Origin of the sequence: Butyricimonas paravirosa, from assembly GCF_032878955.1 — a bacterium.
Lineage (GTDB): Bacteria > Bacteroidota > Bacteroidia > Bacteroidales > Marinifilaceae > Butyricimonas > Butyricimonas paravirosa.
Genome location: NZ_CP043839.1, coordinates 1,730,507 through 1,743,808 on the forward strand (window position 1 = coordinate 1,730,507; position 13,302 = coordinate 1,743,808).

13 protein-coding genes are annotated in these 13,302 nt (G+C 43.4%); 7 read left to right on the forward strand and 6 right to left on the reverse strand.

All coding sequences use genetic code 11. The annotated features are described in order from the left end of the window. Positions 1–24: 24 nt before the first annotated feature. Genes F1644_RS07305 through F1644_RS07315 form a run of 3 tightly spaced genes read right to left on the reverse strand, consistent with a single transcriptional unit; the run spans position 25 to position 2,427 of the window. Complete coding sequence (locus F1644_RS07305) at positions 25–699, reverse strand: hypothetical protein (RefSeq protein ID WP_087421577.1); 675 nt, start codon at positions 697–699, stop codon at positions 25–27. Beyond that, on the reverse strand, positions 686–1,306 hold the full coding sequence (locus tag F1644_RS07310; RefSeq protein ID WP_027201599.1) for an RNA polymerase sigma factor: 621 nt from the start codon (positions 1,304–1,306) through the stop codon (positions 686–688). Before F1644_RS07310 ends, F1644_RS07305 begins: the two co-directional genes overlap by 14 nt. After that, a complete protein-coding gene (locus tag F1644_RS07315; protein ID WP_087421576.1) occupies positions 1,297–2,427 on the reverse strand; it encodes a glycosyltransferase in 1,131 nt (376 codons plus the stop codon). The genes F1644_RS07310 and F1644_RS07315 overlap by 10 nt, the downstream gene beginning before the upstream one ends. Positions 2,428–2,556: 129 nt before the next feature. Here F1644_RS07315 and F1644_RS07320 point away from each other — a divergent pair, with 129 nt between their 5' ends. After that, positions 2,557–3,747: a 6-phosphofructokinase gene (locus F1644_RS07320; protein WP_087421575.1), complete on the forward strand. Its 1,191-nt coding sequence runs from the start codon at positions 2,557–2,559 to the stop codon at positions 3,745–3,747. A 73-nt stretch (positions 3,748–3,820) separates the two neighbouring features. Here the strand turns inward: F1644_RS07320 and F1644_RS07325 are convergent, their stop codons facing one another. Beyond that, positions 3,821–4,033 carry a hypothetical protein gene (locus F1644_RS07325; protein WP_147344507.1) on the reverse strand — a complete coding sequence of 71 codons (213 nt, stop codon included), beginning with the start codon at positions 4,031–4,033 and terminating at the stop codon, positions 3,821–3,823. 576 nt (positions 4,034–4,609) lie between these two features. Here F1644_RS07325 and F1644_RS07330 point away from each other — a divergent pair. From F1644_RS07330 to lysA, 4 genes are all read left to right on the forward strand, one after another. After that, positions 4,610–5,971, forward strand: coding sequence for a TrpB-like pyridoxal phosphate-dependent enzyme (locus F1644_RS07330; RefSeq protein ID WP_118305587.1), 1,362 nt, complete (start codon positions 4,610–4,612; stop codon positions 5,969–5,971). A 49-nt stretch (positions 5,972–6,020) separates the two neighbouring features. After that, a complete protein-coding gene (gene prmA, locus F1644_RS07335) occupies positions 6,021–6,896 on the forward strand; it encodes a 50S ribosomal protein L11 methyltransferase (RefSeq protein WP_118305588.1) in 876 nt (291 codons plus the stop codon). A gap of 315 nt (positions 6,897–7,211) precedes the next feature. After that, positions 7,212–8,528 (forward strand): aspartate kinase, encoded by a 1,317-nt coding sequence (locus tag F1644_RS07340; RefSeq protein WP_118305589.1) that lies wholly within the window; start codon positions 7,212–7,214, stop codon positions 8,526–8,528. A gap of 18 nt (positions 8,529–8,546) precedes the next feature. Next, complete coding sequence (lysA, locus tag F1644_RS07345; protein ID WP_118305590.1) at positions 8,547–9,692, forward strand: diaminopimelate decarboxylase; 1,146 nt, start codon at positions 8,547–8,549, stop codon at positions 9,690–9,692. Positions 9,693–9,775: 83 nt separating this feature from the next. Here the strand turns inward: lysA and floA are convergent, their stop codons facing one another. Both floA and F1644_RS07355 read right to left on the reverse strand, forming a co-directional pair. Continuing rightward, positions 9,776–10,762, reverse strand: coding sequence for a flotillin-like protein FloA (gene floA / locus F1644_RS07350; protein WP_027201591.1), 987 nt, complete (start codon positions 10,760–10,762; stop codon positions 9,776–9,778). Positions 10,763–10,765: 3 nt separating this feature from the next. Next, positions 10,766–11,272 (reverse strand): NfeD family protein, encoded by a 507-nt coding sequence (locus F1644_RS07355; RefSeq protein ID WP_438358287.1) that lies wholly within the window; start codon positions 11,270–11,272, stop codon positions 10,766–10,768. A 325-nt stretch (positions 11,273–11,597) separates the two neighbouring features. Between F1644_RS07355 and folE the strand changes: the two genes are divergently transcribed. Beyond that, positions 11,598–12,224, forward strand: a complete 627-nt coding sequence (gene folE, locus F1644_RS07360) for a GTP cyclohydrolase I FolE (RefSeq protein WP_087421569.1) — start codon at positions 11,598–11,600, stop codon at positions 12,222–12,224. Between the two features lie 18 nt (positions 12,225–12,242). Continuing rightward, positions 12,243–13,118 (forward strand): ACP S-malonyltransferase, encoded by an 876-nt coding sequence (gene fabD / locus F1644_RS07365; protein ID WP_087421885.1) that lies wholly within the window; start codon positions 12,243–12,245, stop codon positions 13,116–13,118. Positions 13,119–13,302: the final 184 nt, after the last annotated feature.

The following is a 13,302-nucleotide window of genomic DNA, read 5'->3' on the forward strand; positions in this document are numbered from 1 at the left end:
AATACAAAGATAATCTTTCTTCTTTTAGTTATCCGATTTTTCTCTTTTTTCTATATAAAAAATTTTCTTTAACAGGTCTATTTCCTCAATATTAATGACTTTCCCTCTCTCCGCTTGCCGACGCGCCCGCATTAATCCTTGTAATGCCGTGATAGACTGAGTTCCAACACCTAACTTCACATCAACCATTCCTTTCATTTCTACCTTACGGGCAAAATCCTCGATCATCATACTCCTGTTCATTTCCTGATCCATCACTTTCACCGGTTTTGATGCGGCATGTATAGCTTGATTTAGATTGTTTTGGGCATTCAACAAAAAAGTATTCGATTTGTAATCCCCCGTAAGGAAACGCGGCAAGATTAAAACTTCCGACAGTAAAACAGTATCTCGTACCATAAAAACCCCCAGTAAGAAATCATTTTCTCTTAAACTGTCCGGAATAACAACTTGCATGGGAGCATAGCCTATATGCGAAAAACGCAAGGTATCCCCCACTTGTACACTCAATGAAAATCGCCCTTGTTTATCAACCCCTCGAACCTCTTTCCCCAACCGGAAGATTGCTTCCGGTAATGGCCGTATACTGTCCCGGTCACAAACTACACCCGTGACAAACACATTGCCTTTATCTTGGCTCTGCCCTTGCACTCCCAAGCAAAAGAATATAAAAAAAAATAGAAGGCTAAACTCTTTCATTTTCCCGGGCGATTTCACTATTCTGCAAAATGTTCAATAGCAATTCTCTCGCACGGAATAATTGAGCTTTCACGGTTCCTAACGGAATGGCCAGCTCTTGAGCAATTTCTTCATAAGAATACTCTTCAAAATAACGTAATTCTATCAATTTACGGTAACGCCCTTTCAACATGGCAACTTTTTCCCGCATAAATTCAGCTCGCTGCTTACGGATCGTTTCCTCTTCCGGATTCAACACGTCTGCCGGTACACTATTGATATACCCGCGATCATCCGGGTTTATATCATCCTTATCCAAAGAAACAATTTTGGCTTTTTTCTTCCGAATAAAATCAATCGTGTTATTAGAGGCAATTTTGAATAACCACGTACTAAACGCAAACTGAGGCGAATAGTAATTCAAACTCGTGAAAGCTTTCTCGAAAGCCTCGAACATTAAATCTTCCGCATCAGTTCTGTTATTCACCATCTTCAGTATCATAAAATATACTGAATCCTTATACCTCTTAAATAACTCGGCATAAGCCTGTTCATCTCCCGTTATTGCCCTCTTCACGACCTTATAATCATAAAGAGCTTTCTCTGACAAGTTGTTTGTTAACTCCATTTCCTCTTGTTAAAAAATGAATATCCATTTTCGTACACTCGATAAACAAAACCGATCGTACTAATAATAAACGAAGTTAGGAATAATTTTTTTTGTTTCAGACAAATAGCGCAAATATTTAACAAAATTACATCCGTTAAAAATACTGTCAACATGACAAGAAACACGTATATTGGGTAAAAACCTAAGACAATCAAACAAATAGCTGTCAAATAAAAGAACAAACGCACGATCATATCGCCATCTATCATAATCCTCTCCGTCATTGCCAATCTCATCTTGCTAGCATAATAATATGAAACTTCGTTTATTTCTCCTTTTTTGTCACTCTTATCAATTATCACATACGAGTCCGGATCTTTTGTCATCTTTATTGCCCCAAACCTTGATAATTCTCTAACCATATCATTATCGTATCCTAAATACGATTGTGAATTCTTCGCGAACCCACGGTTTTCTATATAATACGATTTTCGGTAAGCCATGTTACATCCATCCCCAAAAATATATTTTTTATTTTTCACCATGACCATCATTTTTATAAAGCGCAAGAAACGAAACATACGCAAATTTCTCACGTTTTGTTCGGTGAAATCATAATTTGCAAAACCGACGACAGCCGCCGTATTTTCATCAAAATATGACTCCATGGTCTTCACCCAATACATCGAAGAGGGACGGCAATTAATCTCTGAAAACAACAATATATCGTGCTTGGCAGCCAATACACCTATATTTATAGCCAATTTTTTAGTAAATCTGAATTTAGTGTCCGGAAATATTCGCGTACACCTCAACTGTGGATAATCTTTCTGTATCTCGGTCAATACATCCTGCGTGTCATCTTCTGAACATTCATCAACCACGATCACCTCAAAATTATCGTATGCTTGCATCAAAAAACTCGGTAAATTCCGTCTCAAACACTCTGCGTTATTGTGTGACGTGATGATAACCGACACCCCTTCATGCTCTTGTTTATCCATCGGTTTTACTTTGCGAGACACGATCACACACCGACGAATAACGTGATAGATATAGGTGAGTGTCAATACAAACAGAAGTATTACCCCATACCTAAAAGCTCCCAGTTCTCCCCAAAAGACTCTCAAACTCTCCATATCATTATATTAACATTCTTTTATCCATAAAAAACAGACAAATATACTTACTTAATGGTGATTTTAACGTATTAATTGAACAATTTTGTGTACATTAGTTCGATTTTACTAACATAAAGCAACTACATTATGGGACAACAAAAAAACAGAGGAATTATAGGGATACTCACCGGCGGAGGAGACGTTCCCGGCCTGAATCCAGCCATCAGAGCGGTAACCATTCGAGCCCTGCGCGAAGGCTATAAAGTTATTGGAATCAAAAGAGGCTGGGGTGGCCTGATTGACATCGTACGAGATCCACAATATGACAACTCTGGTAATTTTTTTGAATTAACAGAGGAAATCGTGAACAAAGCCGGACGCACTGGTGGGACTTTCCTGCATACATCCAGAACCAGGGCTTCCCACGTACCTAAAGCAAATGTACCCAAGCATTTACAGGATAAATACTCGGACGACATCAACGATCTGACCCCGGAAGTATTAAAGAACTTAGAGTTCATGGGTATCGACTACTTGATCCCGATCGGGGGTGATGACACGTTGAGTTACGCGGTACGCTTGAGCAAGGAAAGCGTGAAAGTCGTGGCCATACCCAAAACCATGGACAACGACGTTCCCGGAACAGATTACTGTATTGGATTCAGCACCTGCATCACCCGTACGATTGCCCTCACGCATGATCTCCGGACATCTGCCGGATCTCACGAACGAATACTGGTTCTGGAAGTCTTCGGACGCTATGCCGGGTTCACGGCAATGCTACCAACCTTAGCCGGAGCTGCCAACCGTTGTGTGATTCCGGAATACGAATTTAACATCGAACGTCTGACCGAACTACTTTGCGAGGATCGTTTCACGAATCCCAGCAAATACTCGGTGGTTCTCGTATCCGAAGGAGCCACTTTTTCCGGTGGCAACATGATTTTCCAAAGTGAAGAAACAGACATGTTCGGACATAAAAAGCTGGGAGGTATCGGAAACATGATCTCTCAACAATTAAAAGAACTTACCCCACAGTTTAATCACGGACAAGTAATCAACACCATCACGCAAAGACTGGGATATCTGGTTCGCTGTGGAGATCCGGATGCACTGGATTCCATCGTACCTATGGCATACGGGAACCTTGCTCTGGATTTAATTAACAAAGGATTACACGGCAGGCTAGTTATCCTAAGAAACGGACGTTATGACAACGCCCCGATCGAGATTGTAACCAGCAGTAAAAAGATCGTGGATGTTCCCAAATTCTATAACACGGAGAGATTACGTCCCCAATACAACAGTTTCGAATTCATGCCACAGATGATACTATAAAGATAAAGCTCCCGGTTTCCCGGGAGCTTTTCTTTAAGATAAAAGAATAGTACTAACTCTTAGTTTTTAGCTTTTATCTTGTAGTGTTCAGAGTGGTTGAATCGGGTGTGATACTATCTACCTCCACGACAACTTCCGACTCCTCCACGACGGTTCCTACCGGTTCTTGTACTTGTTTCCCCGACTGCACCTTGCTTTTCTGACTATTCCCACAAGAAACAAACATCAAAGTTGCAGCAACCGCCACCATGCAAATCCATCCAATTCTTCCAAAAGTTTTCATCATATTCAAATTTAGTTTAGCTAGAAATTCAACGTGAAATGATACGTAATCAAGACGGTATAGGTTACAAAAAGGTGGGTCACCATCACGGCCCCACCAAAGACAATTTAGAATTTTCGAAAATTGTTATGCAAAAACATAACAATAACTTCAAAACAAACGTTTAACTAACTTTATTAAGAAATGCCTCCGGCTCTTTATTAAATTAGATCCCACTCTGAATTTAACAAAAAAGACGTGCCATGCACACCGGAGGCAATCTCTTTTGTGCAATACACGTCTTTATAACTTCAATTCGAGTGGGATGCTGCAAATGTAAGCATTAAATTTCATTTAACAACATTATTTTTACGAGAGAATTTGGAAAAAAGAAAATCTCTATATAGCTTTGTCCCTGTAAAAACAAAGAAACATGATATACAATCAACACATAACCCAAACTTGGTGGTGGCACCTCTTTAAACTTCATAGTAAACAATGAGGTTATGTGATTGTATTGCATAATTAATATAGAGAGAGCCTATTGTTTACGAACAGTAGGCTCTCTTTTTTTTATTCACCTTTTTAAAATCAAAAATCATGAAACCAATCAAGAAATTTATGCTCACCGAGCAAGAAATGCCAACCCAATGGTATAACATCGTGGCAGACATGCCCAACAAACCTCTTCCCCCTCTCCATCCGGGAACAAAACAACCGTTAAAACCGGAAGACCTTTACCCGCTATTTGCCCAAGAATTGGCAAAGCAGGAATTCGCTACCGAACGCTACATCGAGATCCCTGATGAAGTCCAGGACTTGTACAAAATATGGAGATCGACCCCTCTCGTACGAGCCTATGCTTTAGAAAAAGCTTTGGATACTCCTGCCAAAATATACTTCAAAAATGAAGGGACAAGCCCGGCCGGCTCTCATAAACCAAACACGGCCATCGCGCAAGCCTATTACAATTACAAACAAGGCATCAAACGCATCACCACAGAAACCGGCGGGGGACAATGGGGTACAGCATTAAGCTTTGCCTGCCAACATTTCGGTCTGGACCTGAAAGTGTTCATGGTAAAAGTAAGCTACAACCAGAAACCCTATCGCAAATTGATGATGAACACCTGGGGATCAGACGTGATACCGTCACCGAGTAACTTGACGGAGGCCGGAAGAAAAATCCTACGGGAATATCCGGATTCGGCCGGTAGCCTAGGTATCGCCATTTCAGAAGCAGTCGAGCTTGCCGCACAAGATCCTCTAACCAATTACTCCCTGGGGAGCGTGCTAAATCACGTACTATTACATCAAACTATCATCGGCGAGGAAGCACTTCTCCAGATAGAAAAAGCGGGAGATGAACCGGACATCGTGATCGGGTGTTTCGGGGGAGGTTCAAACTTCGCCGGAATCAGTTTTCCATTCATCCGCAGGAACTTGAAAGAAGGAAAACGTACCCGAGTAATTGCCGTAGAACCACAATCCTGTCCGAAATTAACCCGTGGTCAGTTCCAATACGATTTCGGTGATACAGTCGGGTTAACCCCCTTACTTCCCATGTACACGCTGGGACATGATTTCCAACCCGCAAGTATCCATGCCGGAGGTTTACGCTATCATGGAGCCGGGGTTATCGTCAGTCAATTACTCAAGGACAAGCTGATGGAAGCCGTTGCCATTCCGCAACTGGAGACCTTCGAGGCCGGAATATTATTTGCCAAAACCGAAGGGATAATTCCTGCACCTGAATCCACTCATGCCATAGCACAAGCGATTCGGGAGGCGAAAATTGCCAAAGTCGAAGGGAAAACCAAAACTATCCTGTTCAATCTATCCGGACATGGTATGATTGATCTCTACGCCTACGAACAATACCTTGGGGGAAATCTCCAGAACTTCGAGCTTTCTGATCAAGAAATAGCTCAATCTCTCGATAAACTAGAGAAAATCATGTGAAGAGCATAGCTATCTGATTTTTTGCTACATTTGCAAAAAATCAGATAGTATGTTTTATACAGAACTCACTTTCCATATCTCCCCTTACGTGGAGGACATTGCAGATGCGATTATTGCCGAACTCGGCGACCTCGGATACGACAGTTTTTCATACTCGGATGACGGTTTCAAAGCTTACATACCAAGCAAAAACTTCAACGAGGAACAAGTAAAGTCATTAGAAATCCTTTCTTTCTTCCAGTCTCTATACACGATCACCTGGGAAAAAGCAGAAATCGAGAACCAAGATTGGAATAAAATTTGGGAAGAAAACTTCACACCTATCCTCGTGCAAGACCGGATTCTGGTAAGAGCCGGATTCCATCCCACGATTGAAAACATCGAACACGAAATCATCATTGACCCGAAAATGAGTTTTGGCACGGGCCATCATGCCACAACAGCCCTCATGCTCGAAACGATCTTAGACATGAAACCTGATTTCTCCGGCAAAAAAGTCCTTGACATGGGATGTGGCACTGGTATTCTATCTATCATGGCCGCACAAGCCGGAGCCCAATCGGTTACCGGCATCGACATTGACGAATGGGCTTACAACAACGCCATGGAAAACATTGCCACCAACAACATGAACAATATACGTGTTCTCATCGGGGATGCAACATTACTAAACGGGGTAGAACACTATGACATCATCTTGGCCAATATCAACCGGAATATATTATTGAATGATATGCCCGCGTACGTGAAGGTACTCAATGACAACGGTTACCTCATCATGAGCGGATTTTACACCGAAGATCTTCCCGTTATTTGCGAGAAAGCCGAACTATTGCAACTAACCTATCAATCCAACAAAGTAAAAGACAACTGGACTGCCACGGTTTTCCACAAAAATGACTTTTCGCGGAAAGTTACAGGTTAGCAGGTTACAGGTTGCAGGTTGTTAAAAAAGAACCTGTAACCATCCAACCTGTAACTTGTAACGTGGCGTAGCCACATATTTGTTAATATTTTAACAAAGGCTTGCTTTTTCAATTTCAATATGCAATATTTGCATCGTGAAAAACACAAAAGAAGAATGAGAACAAGATATACTAATAACTATAAACAGATGATGTGCATGCAAAGGCTTTTTGCAGGCTAACGCACTGTTGTCAAAAAACTGTCGAAAAAAGCCTGTGTGAATACACGGGCTTTTTTCATGTAAAGAAATAAATGATTTAAAAACAATAAACTTATGAACGTATTAAAATTTGGAGGAACCTCGGTTGGCTCCGCACAACGAATTCAAGAAGTGGCAAAATTAATCTCGGATGACCAACCCAAAATTGTCGTTCTTTCGGCCATGTCCGGAACGACCAACACGTTAGTAGACATAACTAACTATCTGTACCGCAATGATAGGCAGGAAGCTTTGACGACAATCCAAAATCTCGAACTGGATTACTTGATGACCATCAGCGACCTTTACAGTACCGAAGAATTCAAGCACCGGGGACAAGAATTTGTACAAACCATCTTCACCTATCTCCGTTCATTCATCAACAAGGACTTTTACCCGTTACAGGAAAAAGCCGTTGTTGCACAAGGAGAAATCATTTCCACCACACTAATGCATTATTACTTACAAGAACAAGGTATACCTTCCACGCTCCTGTCCGCCTTGGATTTCATGCGTATCGACAAAGACTGTGAACCGGACTATTTTTATATCGAGCAAAACTTAAAACGACTATTATCCAACCCAGCCACGGAACGTATTATCATCACCCAAGGATTCATCTGCCGAAACGCTTACGGGGAAATAGACAACCTGAAAAGAGGGGGTAGTGACTACTCGGCCGCATTAATCGGAGCCGCACTCAAAGTGGATGAAATTCAGATATGGACCGACATTGATGGCGTACATAATAGCGACCCGCGGTATGTGAAAAATACGAAAGCCATTCGTTCTCTATCTTTTGATGAAGCAGCCGAACTTGCCTATTTCGGAGCAAAGATTCTCCACCCGTCAAGCATTCAGCCCGCTAAAAAAGCCAATATCCCCGTCCGCATGAAAAACACGATGAACCCAAGTGACGAAGGAACCCTGATCACGAAAGAAAGCCCGATCAAAGATTTCAAAGCCGTGGCAGCGAAAGACGGGATCACGGCCATAAAAGTCAAATCCAGCAATATGTTACTCGCTTACGGTTTTGTACGGAAAGTATTCGAAATATTCGAATCCTGGAAAACCCCGATCGACATGATTGCCACGTCGGAAGTTGCCATATCTCTCACAATCGACAGTACATGCCACTTGGAAGACATCAAAAAAGACCTCACGAAATACGGTACAATCGAGGTCGAAGAATCTCTTTCCATCATCTGCATCGTCGGGGATTGCTCGATCAACAATAGTGGACTTGCGGCTCGAGCTCTCACCGCGCTGGAAGATATTCCCCTGCACATGATCTCCTACGGGGCCAGCGAACACAGCATTTCTCTACTCGTGAAACAAGCAGACAAACAAAAAGCACTTGAGGCTCTTAGCGAAAGATTGTTAAATAAATGAGTTCATAAACCCACCCACATGAATATAGAAACCATCAAAACATTTCAAACCTTGAAGACCCCGTTTTACTACTACGACACGACTCTTCTACAAGCCACGCTTCAAGCCGCCTCCCAAGCAGCTAACGAACATGGATTCAATTTGCATTACGCGATAAAAGCGAATGCCAACCCACACATTCTTGACATCATTCAAAGCCACGGAATTGGTGCGGACTGCGTGAGTGGTAACGAGGTGGCTCAAGCCGTAGCAAGTGGTTTTCCCTCGGAACAGATCGTGTATGCCGGAGTCGGGAAAAGCGACGAGGAAATCCGGCTGGCTCTTGAAAAAGAGATATTCTGTTTCAACTGCGAATCTTTACCCGAAATAGAGGTGATCAACATGCTGGCCGGAGAAATGGGGAAAAAAGCCTCTGTTGCTCTTCGGGTAAACCCCAACGTGGACGCCCACACGCATCATTACATCACCACGGGAATCGAAGAAAACAAGTTCGGATTCTACCTTTACGACCTCGACCACGCCATCACGGCCTGCCGGGAAATGGAACACATCAGGCTTATCGGACTACATTTTCATATCGGCTCCCAGATCACCGATCTCACGGTATTCCGAGGACTTTGTTTGAGAGTAAACGAAATACAATCCCGCCTGAAAGAACGGGGAATCATTCTCCCTCACGTGAACTTCGGCGGTGGATTAGGCATCAATTACGATTGCCCCACGTGTGGGCTGATTCCCGACTTTGCCTCTTATTTTCAAATTTTTGCTGATTTCTTCGAGGCCCAGCCGGGTCAGCAACTTCATTTCGAACTAGGCCGATCCCTTGTCGGACAATGCGGTTCCCTTATCTCTCGTGTCCTGTACGTGAAGGAAGGGAAACATAAAAAGTTTGTCATCTTGGATGCGGGAATGAACGACCTTTTACGTCCGGCACTCTACCAAGCTTTCCACCGGATAGAAAACTTGACCTCCGTGGGAGAACATGAAAAATACGACGTGGTTGGCCCTATCTGTGAATCATCTGATTGTTTCGGCAAAGACCGGAAACTCCCCCTCACCAACCGAGGAGACTTGATCGCCATTCGCTCCTGTGGTGCATACGGAGAAGTCATGGCCTCACGATACAATCTCCGAGAATTACCGGGAAGTTATTTTTCCCAGTAATTCGTGATATTCCTGCCAATAGATGAAAAATGTGAAACAGACCTGGGGAAACCGGGTCTGTTTCACATTTTCAAGTCCATTCACTATTTCTGGTTATTTTTCTTATCATTCGGCTTGGCAATGGATTCTCTCATTTGCGTATCAGCCTCGATATTCTTCATCTTGTAGTAATCCATGATACCCAAATTACCACTACGGAAAGCCTCTGCCATAGCACGAGGAACTTCTGCCTCAGCCTCGATCACTCTCGCCCGCATTTCCTGTGCAAGCGCCTTCATTTCATGCTCGGTAGCAACAGCCATTGCACGGCGTTCCTCCGCTTTCGCCTGAGCGATTTTCAAATCGGCCTCTGCCTGATCGGTCTGTAATTCCGCCCCGATATTTTTACCTATATCAATATCTGCAATATCAATAGACAAAATTTCAAAAGCAGTACCAGAATCCAATCCCTTGTTCAACACCACCTTCGAAATAGAATCCGGATTCTCCAAAACCTCCTTGTGCGAGGCTGCAGAACCGATTGAAGACACAATACCTTCCCCGACACGAGCCAGAATAGTTTCCTCCCCGGCACCCCCGACTAACTGACGGATATTTGCCCGTACCGTAACCCGGGCTTTAGCTATCAACTGAATACCATCTTTAGCCACGGCAGCCACCGGCGGGGTATTAATCACTTTTGGGTTCACACTCATCTGTACAGCCTCGAACACGTCACGACCGGCCAGGTCCACGGCCGTTGCAATTTGAAACGTCAAGTCGATATTTGCTTTAGACGCAGACACCAAGGCATGTACCACTTGAGCCACGTGTCCCCCTGCCAGATAATGAGCTTCCAACAAGTCACGATAAAGCTCCAAGCCTGCCTTTTTCCCCTCGATCATGGCACGAACGATAACCGTGGGAGGCACTTTCCGCCAACGCATCAAAACCAATTGCAACAAAGATATTTTCACATCAGACACTAACGCTTGAAACCACAAGCCGATCGGAATAAAGTAGAGGATCATCCAAAGTAAAAAAAGACCTCCGGCGATAACCGCTACCAGAAAAAACAAACTACTCTCCATCTTCTATTCAGTTTTTAATTTAACTACAATCTTATTTTTATACACTTTCAACACGACGACTTCCCGGTTTTCCTCGATATACCCAGAACGGGATTCCGCCTCGACCACACTGTCCCCCACCCGTACTTTTCCCATCGGTGCCAAGCGTCCCTGCGTCATCCCAACATCTCCTTCCCGAATGGATTCATCCACACCTTCCACCGTGCTATCAATCTGCGTGTGTAACTGCATACGCTTCCACGTCTTCGATCGCAAGACGTAATAAGTCACCCCGAAACCACAAAGAGCCGTCCCCAACAAAGTGAAATGCCCGACCGTCGTTCCCATCGTAGAATAAGCGATATAAATAGCGATTCCCACGCAAGCGAAACCTAAAATCCCTGCCACGTTCACTCCCGGGAAAACAAGAAACTCAAGTATTAACAGGACAAAGCCTATCAAGATCAGCATGAATAAAACAAGCCACTCCATATACAACATTTTTTGTTTGATAAAGATACATTTTTTTATTTAATAATAGTATCATCGTACTGAAATATTTTCCACACCCCCACCCCACCTTCCCAACTGCTTAGGCCGTGACACCCGAACGTGACAAAGGAAGGCTACACCCTGAAATACCTGTTTAACTACCAATATAACGAGTAGGAGAAATCAGATTTTAATTACCCCGAAATTATTTCCCCGCCCTCTGGCACGGGTTACAGTGCTAGCGAGTTTGAACCCGCACATTTTCAACATACGATTTTCAATTCTCAATTATTATCTTTTACTTTGTAGCCAATTTTTCATTACCCATGTAGGCAATGAGTCAAGTACATAAAAGAGAGGACGAATGAAATACACTGAATTGGATGACAATGAAGAATTCTACCGCAAAGTAGAATATTACAACAAGGCAAGAACTGAAAAATTAAGCTATCATTATAAAGAAATTCTCAAATTATTGGGAGAAGATCCCGAAAGAGAAGGATTAGTGAAAACCCCATACCGTGTTGCAAAAGCCATGCAATTCATGACACGAGGCTACACGGAAAATCCGGAAGAAATCCTTCGCTCCGCCCTGTTCAAGGAAGATTATCGCCAGATGGTGATCGTCAAGGATATTGAAATTTATTCTCTATGTGAACACCACATGCTCCCGTTCATCGGACACGCCCACGTGGCCTATATCCCGAACGGATACATCACCGGGCTGAGTAAAATCGCACGGGTAGTTGAGGCCTTTTCCAGAAGGCTCCAAGTACAGGAAAGACTGACGAATGACATAAAAAATTGTATACAGAATACACTCAATCCCCTCGGCGTTGCCGTGGTCATTGAGGCCCAGCATATGTGCATGATGATGCGGGGTGTGCAAAAACAAAATTCGGTAACGACCACTTCCGATTTCAGCGGGGCATTCGAAAAACTTGCCACGCGGGAAGAGTTCATCCGATTAATTAGTAACAAATTTCATTAAGAAATAAACATGACGAGTATGAAAAAAGCATTTGTTTTCCCGGGCCAAGGAGCCCAATTCGTAGGTATGGGCAAGGACTTGTACGAGAACTCACCCGAAGCAAAAGAGTTATTTGAAAAGGCAAATGAAATTCTGGGATTCCGCATCACGGACCTGATGTTCGAGGGAACCGACGAAGATTTAAAGCAGACCAAAGTAACTCAACCGGCGATATTCCTTCACTCGGTGATTCTTGCAAAATCGTTGAACGAGAAACCGGATATGGTAGCGGGTCACTCGCTGGGAGAATTCTCTGCACTTGTTGCCAACGGTACACTTTCTTTCGAAGATGGCTTGCGTCTTGTTCACGCCAGAGCGCTTGCCATGCAAAAAGCATGCGAGGCTAATCCATCCACGATGGCAGCCATCCTCGGGTTACCGGATGAAACTGTCGAAAACATTTTAGCTGAAATAGATGATGTAGTTGTTCCTGCCAATTACAACTGTCCGGGACAAATCGTTATTTCCGGAACGACACAAGGAATTGCCACCGCTTGCGAAAAATTAAAAGCAGCCGGGGCCAAACGGGCTCTCCCGTTAAAAGTCGGGGGTGCTTTCCACTCTCCGCTGATGGAACCTGCCCGGAAAGAACTGGCCGATGCCATCATGAACACCCATTTCTCACAACCTTCATGCCCGGTTTACCAGAACGTGAACGCACAACCAGTGTCTGACCCGGAGGTGATCAAAAAGAACTTGATTGCCCAGTTAACAGCATCTGTACGTTGGACTCAAACCGTACAAAATATGCTGGCAGACGGGGCATCATCTTTCTTAGAAATCGGTCCTGGAAACGTACTTCAAGGATTGATCAAAAAAGTAAGTACCGAAGTTGAAACAGCAGGAATGCAATAGATTTTGTTTAAAACAAAATCTACTGGTTACAAGTTACAGGTTAGCAAGTTACAAGTTCATGAATCTTACATATCAAGAACCGCCTAACTCATGAACTTGTAACCTGCAGAGCCGAAGGCTCAACCTGAAACTTGTAACAATTTTAAAGCCTCCCATGGGAGGCTTTAAAATTTTATTACTATCT